The organism is Bradyrhizobium sp. OAE829 (assembly GCF_040546575.1).
In the GTDB taxonomy this organism is placed as follows: Bacteria; Pseudomonadota; Alphaproteobacteria; order Rhizobiales; family Xanthobacteraceae; genus Bradyrhizobium.
In genome coordinates this window covers 4,495,003-4,510,082 of the sequence record NZ_JBEPOE010000001.1, presented here as the reverse complement: position 1 = coordinate 4,510,082, position 15,080 = coordinate 4,495,003, and the positions used below count along the sequence as shown (strand labels likewise).

Sequence of the window (15,080 nt, the reverse complement as noted above, 5' to 3'; positions counted from 1 at the left end):
AGCGTGCCCACCAACTCAACCAGTAACGAATGGATAGATGGTGGGCACGGCGCAAGCGCGCCTTTGCCCACCTTACAATCTAAAACCTGCCCGCCAACGTCAGCCGCACCGCGAGCGGCTCTGCCGGATGCACATGGCGATCGACAACACCGTCGATCGGCTCGCCCGGCAACCGCGACAGATAATAATACTCGATCTGGTTGGTCTTCGCGTTGAACAGATTGAGCACGTCGAGCTGCAGGCGTATGCCGCTGTCGAATCTGTAGCCGGCGCGCGCATTGAAGATCAGCGATGACAGCGAACGCACACTGTCGTCCTCGATCAGCGGACGCGGACCGAAATAGCGTCCCTTCAGCGCGCCGAACCAACCGGTTTCATTGCCGAAGGTGACGGCGCCGCTCGCAATCCAGGCCGGCGCGCCGGGGATCCGGTCGCCCGCGACATCGAAATCGGTAAAGCGGGCGCGCGTATATGCAACGTCCAGATCGAACGTCAGCCACGGCACCGGCTTGTACTTGTTGGTCCACTCCACGCCGACTCGGCGGCTCGGCCGGCTGGCCTCGGTGGTGCCGGCATCGCCGACGAACAGCAATTCGGAATCGAAATCGAGCATAAAGACCGCGACCGAACTTGTGAGTCCTTCAACCGCCTTGGTACGGATTCCGATCTCGGCGCCCTTCGACCGCACCAACAGCGGCACGCGATCCTGCGGCGTCACCTTGTCGATGGGATCGACCGTGATCGTCGCGCCGCGGATGTCGTTGCTGTGCAGGCCATAGCCGGCATTGCCGAAAAACTCCGTCTTGTACCAGGGGCCGAGCACGATGCCGGCCTTCGGGCTCGCGATCGAAGCCTGCGCATTGCCGGAGTTTTCAGGCGTGTCGCTCAGGACGCGCCCGGCAAAGACATCCTCGCGAATGCCGACGGTGGTACGCAGCCAGTCTGTCCAGCGCGTGGTGCTGTCCATCCAGACGCCGACATTGCCTTCCCTGACGCGGTCCTCGCGCACGGTCGAAAGCCAGCCTCGCTTCTGCGTCTTGAACAGGCCGACATGGATATCGTCATAACGGCTCTGCAGGCCGATTCGTGTTTGCGTCTCAAGTCCGCCGAGGCGCCAATCGAAGGCGTGCCGCGCATCGAAGCCGCCGAGGGTACGACTGTCGAGCTGGTTGAACTGGTCGCCATTGACGGGGTCGTCGAGGAAATAGGTGAAATTGTTGTAGAGCTGCAGGTTGGATCGGACGACATAGGCGTTGATCTTGCTCTGCCCGTATTCGCTCGAATGCGTAAAATTGCCGGACAGGCTGAAGCGGCTGGCCACACCGCCGTCGGTCGGATCGAGCGCACCGAAGCGGCCGATCACGCCCTGGTCGACGGCGCGCTGCGCCACCTGGTCGGTCGAATTCCAGGCGTTGGAATAGGCCATGGCGGTCAGCGTCAATCCGTCGGTCACGGTACCCTGGCTGTAGCGCATGACGCCGTTGATCTTGCGCACATCGTCCGGCACGTCCCATGGACCGTTGTACTTGACCCCTTCGATGGCGGAGAGCAGCGTGCCCGCACCGACCGCGACTGAACCGGCGGCTACCCCGCGCCGATACCCGAAACTGCCAAGCGTGAGCTCCGCCAGATTTTTCGGCAGCTTTGTGAGGTAGTCGATTTCGACCGACCCGGCGGAGCTGAAGTCGCCGACGTCGGCAAAATACGGACCCTTGCGGACATTCAGCGACTGTATCAGCTCAGGGATCAGAAAGTTGATATCGGCGTAGCCTTGTCCGTGGCCATGCGTCGGCATGTTGACCGGCATGCCGTCGACCTTGATGGACAAATCAGTGCCGTGGTCGAGGTTGAAGCCGCGCAGAAAATACTGGTTGGCTTTGCCCTCTCCGGAATGCTGGGTGACGATCAGCCCGGGCACGGCCTCCAGCGCCTCACCGGGCCGCAGAAACGGAACGGCATTCACTTCCGCGCCGCTGATACGCACGGCGCTGGCGGCGGCGGGCTGCAGGGCAGCCGCGCCATCGGATGACGTGGCAGGCCCCACGCCGCTGGCGCCCGCGGTTGCCGGCTGGTTCGAGTTGATGGCCGTTCTGTTCTGCTCGCCACGATTTTGCGACGGTTTTGACCGGGCGGCCCGCTTGGGCGTCGGGTCTGATGCGGTGATGGTGACAGGCGGAAGCTGGCCAGGTAGAGCCGCCCGCTCCTGCGCCTCGGCCGGGAGCATCAGGACAGCCGAAGAAGCTGTGGCGGAAAATATCCGCAACAAGATCCTACGCACCTGCCATGCCCCCGCACGTTTACTGCTACAGTCCGAGCGACTGCGCTACACCCAACCCGGCGTTCTCACGCTAGCAACGTCAGTATGACGATACAATAAAAATATCATACCGAGAAACCCCACGGACATCAGGATGCAACGGATCACCATCACGATCGAAGACGATCTGCTCGCCGAGATCGACGCCGCAGCCGAAGCCCGCGGCTACCAGAACCGCTCCGAGATCATTCGCGACCTCGCCCGATCAGGCCTGCAGCAAAGCGCCGAGGACGCCGCGCCGTCGGGGCAATGCGTCGCCGCGCTGGTCTACGTCTACGACCACGCCGCGCGCGACCTGTCGAAACGGCTGGTGCAGAATTTCCACGGCCATCACGATCTGTCGCTGGCGACGCTGCACGTCCATCTCGACGACGACAGCTGCATGGAGGTGACCGCGCTGAAGGGCGCCTCCGGCGAGGTCCGGCATTTCGCCGACCACATCATCGCCGAACGCGGCGTGCGTTACGGCCGCGTGGTGATGATCCCGACGGCAGCGGACAGGAAGCCGCGCAAGGGTGGGCACAAGCACGGATGAAGTCCGTAGCCCGGATGGAGCGAAGCGCAATCCGGGACTCGCACAGGCAATGCAACTGCCCCGGATTTCGCTTCGCTCCATCCGGGCTACAATATCGCCAGTTCACGCCGCCTTCGCGGCCGTTCCGCACGGCAATCCGGCACGCGCCATGCCGCCATAGAGCTGCTCGTCCGGCATTTCCGATTTCAGGATTCCGCGCACCGCGACCAGTTTTTCGATATCGATGCCGGTCGCAAAACCCTTGCTCTCACACAGGAACACGAGGTCCTCGAACACGACATTGCCGGTCGCGCCCGGTGCGAACGGGCAGCCGCCGAGGCCGCCCAGCGATCCGTCCAGCACGCGCGCACCGGCATCGAGCGCAGCGGAGGCGTTGGCGATGCCCATGCCGCGGGTGTCGTGCAGATGAATGCAGACCGGCTTTGGTCCCGCGATCTTCACCACGGCTGCCGTCAATTCCCCGACCTGCTTCGGCCCGGCATAGCCGACGGTATCGGCGACCGCGACCATGTCGACGCCGGCCTCGAACAGCTTTTCCGCGATCTTGATCACCTCCTTCGGGTCGACGGCACCGACGATCGAACAGCCCAGCGCCATCGAGATCGCGGCGTTCACGACAGGCTTGTGGGCGGTTGCGTCACGCAGCTCGCAGAGCCGCCTGACGTTGGCGATGGCGGATTCTCTGCTGCGGTTGGCATTGGCCTGGCTGTGCTCTTCGGTCGCCGAGACCACGGTGGCCACTTCAGCCACCCCTGATTCCAGCGCCTCGTTGACGCCGCGCTCGTTCAGCGTCAGCGCGATGCCATAGGCGCCCGGCAGTGACGCGATGGTCGCGATGATGTCGCGCACATCGGTGAACTGCGGAAAGGTTTTTGCGGGCAGGAACGAGCCGACCTCGAAATGTCGCACGCCGGCGGCGTATTCGTCGCGGATCCAGCGCTGCTTGGCTGCGGTGGACGGAAACTTCTTCACCAGCTGCAACCCGTCGCGCAAGCCCACTTCGCGCAGAATGATCTTGTTGTCGGGATAGACGTCCTGGAGACGGGTCATGGCGGCCTCACGCAGCGTTGTCGGTTGAAGTTTGTTTGTTCAGTTCGGCTTTGACGGCCTCGGTATCGGCGCCAAGATCAGGCACATGCAAGCCTTCGCCGATATTGCCGCCGTTCCATTCCACCGGCAATGCGGGCACGCGGAACGGCGCCCCATCGGCGTTGAAATTGTTGACGAGCCCGCCGGGCCGCAGCACATGCGGGTCTTGCAGCAAATCCTCAGGGCGGTTGATCGGCGAGAAGCAGATGTTCAGCGCGTCGAGCCTGGCCGACAGCTCAGTTACATTCCAACCTCTGACCACCTCCGCGACGCGCGGAATGATCCGGTCCCGCGCCATGATCCGCTCGGTGGTGTTGGTCAACCTCGGATCGTCCAAAAATTCCTGCAAGCCGAATTCACGGCAGAAACTCTGCCAGTGACCTTCAGTAACGACGCCGATGAAGATGCGCTCGCCGCCGGCGGTGTCGAAAATATCGTAGATCGGCCAGGCATGCTCGCGCTCCGGCATCGAGCGCGGCTTGCGGCCGGTCATTTCATACTCAACCATGTGCTGGGCGACGAGGAACAGGCAATTCTCGAACAGCCCGATCCTGATATCGGCGCCATCCTTGTTGCCGCCACGCTTCTGGTAGAGCGCGGCCAGGATCGCGATCACGCCGAACATGCCGCCCATGATGTCGTTGGCGGAAGAACCGACGCGCTGCGGCTTCTCGCGCGTCCCGGTCATCGCGGCGAGGCCCGACATCATCTGCACGACCTCGTCGAGCGCCGGACGGTGCTCGTAGGGGCCGGACAAGAATCCCTTGTGGCCGGCCACGATCAGATGCGGATGCTTGCGGCGCAACTCCTCGGTACCAAGGCCCTGCTTTTCGAGCGCACCGTCACGAAAATTCTCCACGAACACGTCGGCGCTGGCAAGCAGCCGGTCCATGGTCTCGCGGTCCTCCGCCTTGGCGAGATCGAGCACGACGCTGCGCTTGCCGCGGTTGAACAACGGGAAGAACGAGACCCCCATGCCCCCTAAGCTGCGGGTCTTGTCGCCGACCGGCGGTTCGACCTTGATCACCTCGGCGCCGAGTTGCGCGAGGATCATGCCGCAGGTCGGACCCATCACCATATGGGTCATCTCGACGACCCTCACGCCCTCGAGCGGCAGTCCCGTCCCGGTCATGGCTTCTCCCTTGCGTCGTGTCTTGGGGATCAGACTAAGCCTTCAGGACTTCTCGGGAAAACATAATCTGCCGAACCGTGCCGTTACGGCTGCATAACGCAAATGCACGGGCGGGATCGCTGCCGGCGTTCCTAACCCGGGTCTGCCCAGGTCTTCTGCACAGGTCTTGCCGAAGCCCGATTGCATCTCTACCTCTCGCGAGGGTTTTTCGAGCGAAACAGAGGCCATCATGCTGGACGCCGCCGTCAAGGCGCTTTCCCAAATCCTGTCGCCGCCGATGCGCACCATTCTGTGGCGCTCGATCGGGCTGGCGCTGGTGCTGATCACCGTGCTGGCAATCGGACTGCAGCGACTGCTGAGCTGGTTCGCCGAATATGGCGAGGTCTGGGCAGAAGGGCTGCTCGGGCCAGGCTTCCATACGCCGCTGAACATCCTGGCCTGGATCGTCTCGATCGCGGCCGGGCTCGGCGTCGTACTCGGCGGCATCTTCCTGATGCCGGCGATCACCTCGCTGGTCGCCAGCGTATTCGTCGACGACGTCGCCGACCATGTCGAGCGCGAGCATTATCCGGCAGACAAGCCCGGCTCCGCGCTGCCGCTCGGGGTCGCGATCCCCGAGGGCATCAAGACGGCGCTGCTGACCATTCTGGTCTATCTGGTCGCACTGCCCTTCGTGCTGTTCGCCGGGGCCGGCTTCCTGATTTTCTTCTTCGCCACCGCCTGGCTCTTGGGCCGGGAATATTTCGAGCTCGCGGCGATGCGCTTCCGCTCGCCCGCCGAAGCCAAGGCGATGCGCAAGGACAATGCGGCGACCGTGTTCACGGCGGGGCTGATCATCGCCGCCTTCGTCTCGATCCCGATCGTCAATTTGGCGACGCCGCTGTTCGGCATGGCCTTCATGGTTCATATGCACAAGCGACTGAGCGGTCCCCGGCCCGAGCTGATCGAGCCGTCGCGGCGCACGGGGATGCCGGTGGTCTAACCCCTCATGGTGAGGAGCGCGGCTTCGCGCGTCTCGAACCATGAGGCCCCGATCTCGCCCGTGGCCATCCTTCGAGACGCCGCGTTGCGGCTCCTCAGGATGAGGATGGAGCGAGCGGACGAGGTCTAAACCGTCTTCTCCGGCCAGCGGCAGAGATCGTTGATCAAACACACATCGCAGCGCGGCTTGCGGGCGAGGCAGATGTAGCGCCCGTGCAGGATCAGCCAGTGGTGGGCATGCAGCATGAACTCGGACGGGATGATCTTTTCCAGCCCGAGCTCGACCTCGAGCACGTTGTTGCCGGGCGCCATCCCGGTGCGGTTGCCGAGGCGAAACACGTGGGTATCCACCGCCATCGTATGCTCGCCGAAGGCCATGTTGAGCACGACATTAGCCGTCTTGCGGCCGGCGCCGGGTAACGACTCGATCTCGGCGCGGGTGCGCGGCACTTCGCTGCCGAACTCGGCGATCAGTTTTTCCGACAACGCGATGACGTTCTTGGCCTTGTTTCGAAAAAGCCCGATGGTCTTGATATAATCGCGCACCGTGTCCTCGCCGAGTGCGAGCATCTTTTCCGGCGTGTCGGCGATCGCGAACAGCGCGCGCGTCGCGCGGTTGACGCCGGCGTCGGTCGCCTGCGCCGACAGCACCACGGCGACCAGCAGCGTGTAGGGGTTGAGATGTTCGAGCTCGCCCTTCGGCTCCGGATTGGCTTTCCGAAAGCGGCTGAACGCCTCGTGGACCTCGGCTGAGGTCCAGGGTTTTGGCTTTGGTGATCGCTTCGCCACGGGTTCGGCGGACGCTTTGGCCGGCTTCCTGGCCGTGGCCTTTTTGGCTGTTTTCCTTGCTGTTTTAACGGGCACGGATGGAACGCTTGATTTTTTGGCAGCTTTTGCGCGGATGATTTTGGCCATGATCCGGGTATACTGATCCGCGATGACCGCAAGCAACGACTTTGATCGGGATGTTGACCAACCGAAGCTGTTTTCGGCGCGGCTGACGCCGCATCGTTCGCTCAACCGCACCGGCTTCCTGGTGCTGATGGCGTTCCTGTGTGCGGTGAGCTTTGTCGCGGGCGTTGCGTTTCTGTTGATGGGCGCCTGGCCGGTGTTCGGATTCTTCGGGCTCGACTTGCTGGTGATCTACTGGGCGTTCCGGGTCAATTTCCGCAGCGCCAATGCGTCGGAGGAAATCACGGTGACGCCGTCGGAGCTGCGGGTGCGCCGGGTCAGCCATCGCGGCCATGTGGTAGAATGGGTGCTCAATCCGCTCTGGGTGCGGCTCGACCAGACCGGCGACCCCGAATTCGGCATCGAGCGGCTTTACCTGGTCTCGCGGGGCCGCTGCGTCTCTGTCGGGCATTTTTTGGGGCCAGACGAAAAAGCAAGCTTTGCCAAAGCCTTACTGGCTGCATTGCAATCGGCCAAACGCGGTATCACGTACAATCCTGTAACGTGACCTCCTATCGGAAATCGGGTGGTTTGGACGTCGGATGAGCCCTAAATCTGATCCCATGATGACACTCGCCATACATGACCAGCGCCTGGCCAAGCCGGGCCCCCAGAACGCCGCGCTGCGCGACTACGACTCCGTGCGCCGTGCGATCGCCTTCATTTCGGAACACTGGCGCGCGCAGCCGACCATCGAAGCGATGGCGGACGCCGCCTCGGTGACGCCAGATGAATTGCACCTTCTGTTCCGCCGCTGGGCCGGGCTGACGCCAAAGGACTTCATGCAGGCGCTGACGCTCGACCACGCCAAGGGGTTGTTGCGCGACTCGGCCAGCGTGCTCGACGCCGCGCTCGACTCGGGCCTGTCCGGTCCGGGACGGCTGCACGATCTGTTCGTGACGCACGAAGCAATGTCGCCGGGCGAATGGAAGAACGGCGGCGCCGGCATGACGCTGCGCTACGGATTCCATCCCTCGCCGTTCGGCACAGCCATTGTAATCGCCAGCGGCCGCGGCCTTGCCGGGCTTGCCTTCGCCGATCCCGGCGAGGAGCCGGCATCTTTCGCCGACATGAAGCGGCGCTGGCCGAACGCGACCTATGTCGAGGATCGTGACGGCACGGCCGGCCTCGCGCAGCGCATCTTCGACACCAGGATGTGGCGGCCGGACCAGCCGCTGCGCGTGGTCCTGATCGGTACTGATTTTGAAGTGCGGGTGTGGGAGACCTTGCTGAAGATTCCGATGGGCCGCGCGGTCTGCTATTCCGACATCGCCAACAAGATCAAGAATCCAAAAGCCTCTCGCGCCGTTGGCGCCGCGGTCGGCCGCAACCCGGTGTCGTTCGTGGTTCCCTGCCATCGCGCACTCGGCAAAGGCGGCGCGCTCACCGGCTATCATTGGGGCATCACCCGCAAGCAGGCGATGCTGGGCTGGGAAGCCGGGCAGGTAGGGCTGCACTAGACTGGCAGGATGGGGTAGAGCCAACGGGTCGCGCGAATGCGCGCCCGATGACGGCGAAACCCATCCTAAGCCGTCATTGGCGTGAGATGTGCGCATGTAAAAAATGTGAGGTGACAGGCGGCGACGCGAACCCTAGCATCGCCTGATCAGGATGGTGACCGCGGATTTTCATGACAATGCAATTGCTGCGGCTATCCTGTCTTGCACTCTCTGTTCTTGCGGCTGCATTGGTTGCCGGATTCTTCTACGCCTATCATTGCTCTGTCATGCCGGGTCTGGCGGCAACCGATGCCGTATCGGCGATCAAGGCGATGCAGGGCATCAACGCGGTCGTCCGCAACGCCGTTTTCGCGTTCAGCTTTTTCGGCACATTGGCGTTCGGAGCTCTCGCGACCCTCCTGCTGATCGCTGCCGGCGGCTGGCCGCTGGCGCTGACCGTTCTCGGCACGACCATTTATGGCCTCGGCGCATTCTTCGTGACGCTGCGTTTCAGCGTGCCGTTGAACGAAGGTCTCGCAACCGTCGTACCGACCACGGAGAACGCCGCCGCGATCTGGCGGGCCTATCTCGACCCCTGGAGTTCTGGAATGCGCTGCGCATGGTCATGTCCGTGCTGACGCTGGCGGCATTCACGGCAAGCCTCGTCATGTTGATCTCACGCGCGCCGGGCGGCGGCCTCCGGTTCCCCATGGCTGATATGTCGACCAAGCGGAGCACCCGGCCGGAACACTGACGGCGCGCCTCGATTGACGATCGCGTATCGATCGCTCACAACCACGCTCGGGGTAAACAGCGAAAGGCCCGTCGATGCAGAAACGCCGCCCGGTGATGCTAGCGATATTGGATGGTTGGGGTTGGCGGGAGGATCCGGCTGACAATGCTGTTCGTCAGGCCAAAACATCGAATTTCGACCGCCTGTGGAACGCGGGTCCGCGCGCGTTCCTGAGGACGTCGGGACGGGATGTCGGGCTGCCCGACGGACAGATGGGTAATTCCGAAGTCGGGCACTTGAACATCGGCGCGGGCCGCGTGGTGATGCAGGACCTGCCACGGATCAACGACGCCATTGCGTCCGGCGAAATCAAGTCCGCGAAGGCGCTCACCGCCCTGATCCAGGCGCTGAAGCAGAGCGGCGGCACCTGTCATCTGATCGGACTGGTGTCGCCGGGCGGCGTCCATTCGCATCAGGACCACGTCGCCGCACTGGCCGCGATCCTCGCTGAACACGGCGTGCCGGCGGTCGTACACGCACTCACGGACGGACGCGATACGCCGCCGAGATCAGGGGCCGATGATTTGAAGCGGCTGGCCGCGGCGCTACCGCCACAGGTTCCGATCGCAACCGTTGTCGGGCGATATTATGCGATGGACCGCGACAAGCGCTGGGAACGGGTTGGCAAAGCCTATGACGCCATCGTCGAGGCTGAAGGTCCGCATTTTGCCGACGCGCAATCGGTCATGTCAGATGCCTATGCGCATGATGTCACCGACGAGTTCGTCGTGCCGTCGGTGATCGGCAATTACGCCGGCATCAAAGACGGCGACGGCGTGCTGAGCTTCAACTTTCGCGCTGATCGCGTCCGCGAGATTCTTGGTGCGATGCTCGATCCGTCGTTTGACGGCTTCCCGCGCAAACGCAGCGTCAAGTTCGCCGCCGCAGTCGGCATGACGCAGTACAGCTCTGATCTGGACCGGCTGATGCAGACGATATTTCCGCCGCAGGCGTTTCCAAACATCCTGGGCGAAGTCACATCAGCGGCAAACCGGACGCAATTGCGGATGGCCGAAACGGAAAAATATCCCCACGTCACCTATTTCCTCAACGGTGGACGGGAAGAACCTTTTCCCAGCGAAGACCGCATCATGGTGCCATCCCCCAAGGTCGCGACCTATGACCTGCAGCCGGAGATGTCAGCTGCCGAGCTTACGGCGAAGGCGGTAGAGGCGATCGACTCCGGCAAGTACGATCTGATCGTGCTGAACTACGCCAACCCGGACATGGTCGGCCACTCGGGAAACCTGGCGGCCGCGATCAAGGCGGTGGAAACCGTGGATGCCGCGCTCGGGAAAATCTCGGAGGCGATCGAGCGATCCGGCGGCGCGCTGCTGGTGACGGCCGATCACGGCAACTGCGAAATGATGCGCGACCCCGTCACCGGCGGTCCGCATACGGCTCACACGACGAACCCGGTGCCCCTGCTGCTGCAGGGCGGCGGCGGCGCGACATTGGCGGAAGGCCGGCTCGCGGATATTGCGCCGACACTGCTCGACCTGATGCAGTTGCCTAAACCGGCCGACATGACCGGCATGTCGTTGCTGCGCCCGAACAAGCAAGGCTAGGCGTGCAATCGCTTATGCGACCCTTGGCGAGCGGAGACGACCGATGGAATGCACGATCCGGCCGGCGCATGAGGATGACGCCGACGAGATAAGCGCGGTCATTATCCGTACACTGCGCGAAACCAATGCGAAGGATTATACAAGAGAGATCATCAAGAGGATCGAGCACGGCTTTAGTCCGAACGCCGTGCTGGAACTGATCGGCAAGCGCACCGTCTTTGTCGCCGCGATTGGTAGCCGTGTCGTGGGAACGGCAAGCCTCGATGGAAACGTGGTCCGCACCGTCTTCGTGTCCCCTGACGTTCAGGCCCGCGGTATCGGCGAGCTGCTGATGGCCGAGGTCGAGCGCACGGCATGCGAGAGAAACATCCCGACGTTGGCGGTGCCTTCTTCAATCAGCGCCGAAACGTTCTACGGGCAGCTCGGGTTCAGGGTCGTGCGCGATAGCTACTATGGTGAAGAGCGCACCATCATCATGGAGCGATCATTGCAGGACCGTCCGTAGGTCTGGTCGGCTAATTCAAGCTATGCATTCGGCACGTCGTCGAATTTCAGAAGTCGCCGAGGCCCAGCACATCGGCCATTGAGTACAGGCCGGGCGTCTTGCCCTGCGCCCACAACGCTGCCTTGACCGCGCCTTGCGCAAACATCGTGCGATCCTCGGCGCGGTGGGTCAGCTCGATGCGCTCCATCGCACCGGCGAAGATCACGCTGTGTTCGCCGGTGACCGTGCCGCCGCGCAGCGCCGCAAACCCGATATCGCCGGCCTTGCGCGCGCCGGTAATGCCGTCGCGTCCGCGCGCTGAATGCAGATGCAGGTCAATGCCGCGGCCCGCGGCGGCGGCCTCGCCCAGCATCAGCGCCGTGCCCGACGGCGCATCGACCTTGGCTTTATGATGCATCTCCAGAATCTCGATATCGAAATCGGTATCGAGCGATTGCGCCACGCGTTTCACGAGGGCCGCCAGCAGGTTGACGCCGAGGCTCATATTGCCTGATTGCACGACGATGGCACGGGACGTCACGCTCTTGATGACGGCCATATCGGAGCTCGACAACCCCGTGGTTCCGACCACGTGCACCAGCTTCCGTTCGGCGGCGATCGCCACATTGGCGATGGTGGCGGCTGGAACCGTGAAATCGAGAATGCCGTCGGCGTTGGCCGTGAGCGCCCAGAGGTCGGCAGAGAGTTTGACGCCATTTTCGGGCAGGCCAGCGAGGATGCCGGAATCCTTGCCCAGCAGTTCCGAACCCGGCGCTTCGAGCGCACCGGCAAGAACCGCGCCCGGCGTCTCCGAAATAACGCGCGTCAGCGCGCGGCCCATCCGGCCGCCGGCTCCCGCTACGATCAAACGCATGTCGGCCATGGCTTCACCTCTTCAAGCCCTATAGCGGGATGGGGACATTCCGGCAACCGATCCGGCCGTTTTGGCCGCTATTTCCTGGGTCCGAAATGCAGCCCGTGCGACGCATCAGGCTCGCTACGCGGCGAGAAACCGCAACGAAGATAGAACTTCGCAGCTTCCTCGGTGTCCGTGCGCAGCCGGACCTGGCTGAAGGTCGGCCTGGCATCCTTCAGCAGATGATCGACAATGGCGCGTCCGATCCCCTGCCCCCTGTAATCCGAGTGTACGTACAGGTGCCGCATGCGCCCGGTCGCGGGGTCGTTCACATAGGGGTCTCGATTGAGACCGCCGACGCCAACCAGCATGCCATCGGCAAACGCTCCGAGCATACGCTCACCGGGCTGACCGAACGCGTTGGTCCCGCTCGTGCACTCCGACACCAGCCGCTCAATAAATCGAAACCCCTGCCGCGCGGCATCCGCCCTCAGCCGCTCGATGCCGGGGGGCAGTTCGTGCAGCCGCGTTATCTGGACTCGGTCGTTCACGCGGAAAGATCAGGGCTGCGGGCCGTCATAGCCCTCGATCACGATGAGTTCGGCGATCGAGTGCGGCTGCCGAACCTTGAGGTTGGCCTGGTATTCCGGTGAGTTATAGCAGGCCATCGCCGCGTCGTAGCTGTCGAACTCGATCACCACGTTGCGCGAGCGGCTTTGGCCCTCGACGCCGGTGAACTTCCCGCCGCGCACGACATATCGCCCGCCGAACTTCTTGAAGATCGCGAGATTGGCCGCGGCATAGGGCTTGTAGCCCTCGTCATCGTGAACGTCGACGCGACCGATCCAGTATCCCTTGGCCATCTTGCTCTCCCGTTTCTTGTCGCGCTGATTTGACTACGCCAGCGCCTGCGCGATTTCGGTTTGAATGGCATCCGCGGCAGCTTTGGGATCGGCGGCCTCGGTGACCGGCCGTCCCACCACCAGGTAATCCGCGCCGGCGGCAATGGCGCGCGCCGGTGTCATGATGCGCTTCTGGTCGCCGGTCGCACTGCCCGCCGGCCGGATGCCCGGCGTCACCAGGTTCATCTGGTGGCCGACGATCTTGCGCAAGGAAGCCGCCTCTTCCGGCGAGCTCACCAGCCCGTCGACGCCGAGCACCTGCGCCTGCTGCGCCCGCGCCTCGACCAGATCGGAGACGTTGAGCCGATAGCCGGCGGCATGAAGGTCGCCGTCGTCATAGGAGGTCAGCACGGTGACCGCGAGGATTTTCAGGCTCGAGCCCTCACGTGCTTCCACCGCCGCCTTCATGGTCTGCGGATAGGCGTGCACGGTGAGAAAGGTCGCGCCCAGTTTTGCGACACTCTCGACGCCGCGTGCAACGGTGTTGCCGATATCGTGCAGCTTGAGATCGACGAACACCTTCTTGCCCGCGCCGGACAATTGACGGACCAGCGGCAGGCCGCCGGCATAGGCGAGCTGATAGCCGATCTTGTAGAACGTCACGCTGTCGCCTAGCCGCGCCACCATCGCTTCGGCCTCGGCGACGCCGGGCAGATCAAGCGCCACAATCAACCGGTCTTTCGGAGCGATACTGGCAGGCTGCATGTCACCTCACATCATGCGTTGGGAATGGTCGATCAGCTGCCGCACCAGCGCTTGCAGCGCCTCGACATCGGCAGGATGTTTCAGACGGTCCATCTCGTCATAGGCCTGGTCCGCGAACGACAATGCGAGCTGGTTCGGAACCACGCTGGCGTGGCAGGCCGTCAGAATCAGGCGCAGCGCCGCCAGCGCGCGCGTGCCGCCGAGCCGCCCGCCCGAGGCCGATGCGATCGCAAACACGGCGCCGCGAAACACCTGGCCGCGGGTTTCATGCGTATCCTGCACCCGGCTGATCCAGTCGATGGTGTTCTTCACCAGCGCCGGCACCGACGAGTTATATTCCGGCGTCACGATCAGGACGCCGTGGTGGGCGCCGATCATGCGCTTCAGATTGACTGCGTGCTTCGGCACGCCAGACTTCGCCTGCAGGTCGCCGTCATAGATCGGCAGCGGAAAATCCGACAACGAAATACGCGTCACCTCGGCGCCGGATAGCGCCAGCTCATGGCTGGCGGCGGCCGCCAGCCTCGCATTGAGCGAGCCTGATCGAAGCGATCCCGGGATCACGAGGATTTTCAGCGCGGACATATTCTATAAATCGCGGTTCGGGCCAAACCCGCCGCGAGAATGCCGCAGGCGGTATCAGCCCTTGCGATACACCCAGACCCGGGCGGGCGGAAGGTTCATCCAGATCCGCTCGGAAGCTTCTGTGGACACGCCGGGCAGCGATTTCGGGATCGGTGGCGCAACCGAATAGGTGAACTGCACGAAGGGCGCTCCAGGTGCCAGCGCCGTAAAGGCGTCGCGGATCAATTTGAGGCGCGTCAGCATCGGTTTTGTGACCAGCGGCAGGCCCGAGACCACGGCCGAGGCCGGCACGTCGAGAACCTTCAACAGCGAATCGCGAAGTTTATAGGCGTCGCCCTGCACCACTTTGGCGTGCGGATAACGGTCGCGCAGCAGCGCGCAGAAGCCCGGATTATACTCAACCAGCACGAGACGCTTCTGATCGACGCCATGTTCGATCAGCGCATTGGTGATCGCGCCGGTGCCGGGGCCAAGTTCGACGACCGGTCCTTTCGAATCGACGTCGACATATTGCGCCATGGTGCGCGCGAGCAGCTTGCTGGACGGCATCACCGCGCCCATGTGCAGCGGCTTTTCGATCCATGAACGGAGAAAACGCACCTCGTCGTCAAGACGGAGAGGTTTCTTCAACGCACGCACGGACGATTGCAGAGGCATGTCGCTACCAGGCGGGACCGCGAACGGCGGTTATGTCAGAAAACAGTCATAAAGAGGTATAGGTCGCAGCTCTTATGGTCAAGCAA

At 63.2% G+C, this 15,080-nt stretch carries 18 protein-coding genes; 8 read left to right on the top strand and 10 right to left on the bottom strand.

Translation table 11 applies throughout. The features are described from left to right. Window positions 1-79: 79 nt before the first annotated feature. A complete protein-coding gene (locus tag ABIE49_RS21800; RefSeq protein ID WP_192736183.1) occupies window positions 80-2,224 on the bottom strand; it encodes a TonB-dependent receptor in 2,145 nt (714 codons plus the stop codon). 187 nt (window positions 2,225-2,411) lie between these two features. Between ABIE49_RS21800 and nikR the strand changes: the two genes are divergently transcribed. After that, window positions 2,412-2,852 (top strand): nickel-responsive transcriptional regulator NikR, encoded by a 441-nt coding sequence (nikR, locus tag ABIE49_RS21795; protein ID WP_192736182.1) that lies wholly within the window; start codon window positions 2,412-2,414, stop codon window positions 2,850-2,852. Between the two features lie 102 nt (window positions 2,853-2,954). Here the strand turns inward: nikR and ABIE49_RS21790 are convergent, their stop codons facing one another. Next, window positions 2,955-3,902 carry a hydroxymethylglutaryl-CoA lyase gene (locus ABIE49_RS21790; protein ID WP_192736181.1) on the bottom strand — a complete coding sequence of 316 codons (948 nt, stop codon included), beginning with the start codon at window positions 3,900-3,902 and terminating at the stop codon, window positions 2,955-2,957. A 7-nt stretch (window positions 3,903-3,909) separates the two neighbouring features. Continuing rightward, window positions 3,910-5,073 carry a CaiB/BaiF CoA transferase family protein gene (locus ABIE49_RS21785; RefSeq protein ID WP_192736180.1) on the bottom strand — a complete coding sequence of 388 codons (1,164 nt, stop codon included), beginning with the start codon at window positions 5,071-5,073 and terminating at the stop codon, window positions 3,910-3,912. 229 nt (window positions 5,074-5,302) lie between these two features. Here ABIE49_RS21785 and ABIE49_RS21780 point away from each other — a divergent pair, with 229 nt between their 5' ends. Then, window positions 5,303-6,055 (top strand): sulfate transporter family protein, encoded by a 753-nt coding sequence (locus tag ABIE49_RS21780; protein WP_192736179.1) that lies wholly within the window; start codon window positions 5,303-5,305, stop codon window positions 6,053-6,055. A gap of 125 nt (window positions 6,056-6,180) precedes the next feature. Here ABIE49_RS21780 and nth read toward each other — a convergent pair whose 3' ends face one another. Next, entirely contained in the window at window positions 6,181-6,843 is a 663-nt protein-coding gene (nth, locus tag ABIE49_RS21775) for an endonuclease III (RefSeq protein WP_354066917.1), read from the bottom strand. Window positions 6,844-6,859: 16 nt separating this feature from the next. Here nth and ABIE49_RS21770 point away from each other — a divergent pair, with 16 nt between their 5' ends. From ABIE49_RS21770 to ABIE49_RS21745, 6 genes are all read left to right on the top strand, one after another. Beyond that, complete coding sequence (locus tag ABIE49_RS21770) at window positions 6,860-6,985, top strand: hypothetical protein (RefSeq protein ID WP_354066916.1); 126 nt, start codon at window positions 6,860-6,862, stop codon at window positions 6,983-6,985. Between the two features lie 6 nt (window positions 6,986-6,991). Next, complete coding sequence (locus tag ABIE49_RS21765) at window positions 6,992-7,513, top strand: DUF2244 domain-containing protein (protein WP_192736177.1); 522 nt, start codon at window positions 6,992-6,994, stop codon at window positions 7,511-7,513. Window positions 7,514-7,568: 55 nt separating this feature from the next. After that, the gene (locus tag ABIE49_RS21760; RefSeq protein WP_192736526.1) at window positions 7,569-8,465 is read left to right on the top strand and encodes a methylated-DNA--[protein]-cysteine S-methyltransferase; all 897 of its coding nucleotides are present in this window, start codon (window positions 7,569-7,571) and stop codon (window positions 8,463-8,465) included. A 170-nt stretch (window positions 8,466-8,635) separates the two neighbouring features. Continuing rightward, window positions 8,636-9,082: an anthrone oxygenase family protein gene (locus ABIE49_RS21755; protein WP_192736176.1), complete on the top strand. Its 447-nt coding sequence runs from the start codon at window positions 8,636-8,638 to the stop codon at window positions 9,080-9,082. A 190-nt stretch (window positions 9,083-9,272) separates the two neighbouring features. Further along, on the top strand, window positions 9,273-10,805 hold the full coding sequence (gene gpmI / locus ABIE49_RS21750) for a 2,3-bisphosphoglycerate-independent phosphoglycerate mutase (protein ID WP_192736175.1): 1,533 nt from the start codon (window positions 9,273-9,275) through the stop codon (window positions 10,803-10,805). Between the two features lie 43 nt (window positions 10,806-10,848). Continuing rightward, complete coding sequence (locus ABIE49_RS21745; RefSeq protein WP_192736174.1) at window positions 10,849-11,310, top strand: GNAT family N-acetyltransferase; 462 nt, start codon at window positions 10,849-10,851, stop codon at window positions 11,308-11,310. Window positions 11,311-11,356: 46 nt separating this feature from the next. Here the strand turns inward: ABIE49_RS21745 and dapB are convergent, their stop codons facing one another. From dapB to ABIE49_RS21715, 6 genes are all read right to left on the bottom strand, one after another. After that, window positions 11,357-12,172 (bottom strand): 4-hydroxy-tetrahydrodipicolinate reductase, encoded by an 816-nt coding sequence (gene dapB / locus ABIE49_RS21740; protein WP_192736173.1) that lies wholly within the window; start codon window positions 12,170-12,172, stop codon window positions 11,357-11,359. A 68-nt stretch (window positions 12,173-12,240) separates the two neighbouring features. After that, window positions 12,241-12,696 (bottom strand): GNAT family N-acetyltransferase, encoded by a 456-nt coding sequence (locus ABIE49_RS21735; RefSeq protein WP_192736172.1) that lies wholly within the window; start codon window positions 12,694-12,696, stop codon window positions 12,241-12,243. A gap of 9 nt (window positions 12,697-12,705) precedes the next feature. After that, complete coding sequence (locus ABIE49_RS21730; RefSeq protein ID WP_192736171.1) at window positions 12,706-13,008, bottom strand: DUF1330 domain-containing protein; 303 nt, start codon at window positions 13,006-13,008, stop codon at window positions 12,706-12,708. 33 nt (window positions 13,009-13,041) lie between these two features. Beyond that, window positions 13,042-13,752 (bottom strand): orotidine-5'-phosphate decarboxylase, encoded by a 711-nt coding sequence (pyrF, locus tag ABIE49_RS21725; RefSeq protein WP_192736170.1) that lies wholly within the window; start codon window positions 13,750-13,752, stop codon window positions 13,042-13,044. A gap of 6 nt (window positions 13,753-13,758) precedes the next feature. After that, window positions 13,759-14,337, bottom strand: a complete 579-nt coding sequence (locus ABIE49_RS21720; protein WP_192736169.1) for an NADPH-dependent FMN reductase — start codon at window positions 14,335-14,337, stop codon at window positions 13,759-13,761. Between the two features lie 54 nt (window positions 14,338-14,391). Continuing rightward, window positions 14,392-14,994: a class I SAM-dependent methyltransferase gene (locus ABIE49_RS21715; RefSeq protein WP_192736168.1), complete on the bottom strand. Its 603-nt coding sequence runs from the start codon at window positions 14,992-14,994 to the stop codon at window positions 14,392-14,394. Window positions 14,995-15,080 lie beyond the last annotated feature (86 nt).

Bases quoted from the DNA above. Each gene is read 5' to 3' on its own strand.
- ABIE49_RS21800 (WP_192736183.1), bottom strand. From the start codon at position 2,224: ATGCTCCCGGCCGAGGCGCAGGAGCGGGCGGCTCTACCTGGCCAGCTT.
- nikR (WP_192736182.1), top strand. From the start codon at position 2,412: ATGCAACGGATCACCATCACGATCGAAGACGATCTGCTCGCCGAGATC.
- ABIE49_RS21790 (WP_192736181.1), bottom strand. From the start codon at position 3,902: ATGACCCGTCTCCAGGACGTCTATCCCGACAACAAGATCATTCTGCGC.
- ABIE49_RS21785 (WP_192736180.1), bottom strand. From the start codon at position 5,073: ATGACCGGGACGGGACTGCCGCTCGAGGGCGTGAGGGTCGTCGAGATG.
- ABIE49_RS21780 (WP_192736179.1), top strand. From the start codon at position 5,303: ATGCTGGACGCCGCCGTCAAGGCGCTTTCCCAAATCCTGTCGCCGCCG.
- ABIE49_RS21765 (WP_192736177.1), top strand. From the start codon at position 6,992: ATGACCGCAAGCAACGACTTTGATCGGGATGTTGACCAACCGAAGCTG.
- ABIE49_RS21760 (WP_192736526.1), top strand. From the start codon at position 7,569: ATGATGACACTCGCCATACATGACCAGCGCCTGGCCAAGCCGGGCCCC.
- ABIE49_RS21755 (WP_192736176.1), top strand. From the start codon at position 8,636: ATGACAATGCAATTGCTGCGGCTATCCTGTCTTGCACTCTCTGTTCTT.
- gpmI (WP_192736175.1), top strand. From the start codon at position 9,273: ATGCAGAAACGCCGCCCGGTGATGCTAGCGATATTGGATGGTTGGGGT.
- ABIE49_RS21745 (WP_192736174.1), top strand. From the start codon at position 10,849: ATGGAATGCACGATCCGGCCGGCGCATGAGGATGACGCCGACGAGATA.
- dapB (WP_192736173.1), bottom strand. From the start codon at position 12,172: ATGGCCGACATGCGTTTGATCGTAGCGGGAGCCGGCGGCCGGATGGGC.
- ABIE49_RS21730 (WP_192736171.1), bottom strand. From the start codon at position 13,008: ATGGCCAAGGGATACTGGATCGGTCGCGTCGACGTTCACGATGACGAG.
- pyrF (WP_192736170.1), bottom strand. From the start codon at position 13,752: ATGCAGCCTGCCAGTATCGCTCCGAAAGACCGGTTGATTGTGGCGCTT.
- ABIE49_RS21720 (WP_192736169.1), bottom strand. From the start codon at position 14,337: ATGTCCGCGCTGAAAATCCTCGTGATCCCGGGATCGCTTCGATCAGGC.
- ABIE49_RS21715 (WP_192736168.1), bottom strand. From the start codon at position 14,994: ATGCCTCTGCAATCGTCCGTGCGTGCGTTGAAGAAACCTCTCCGTCTT.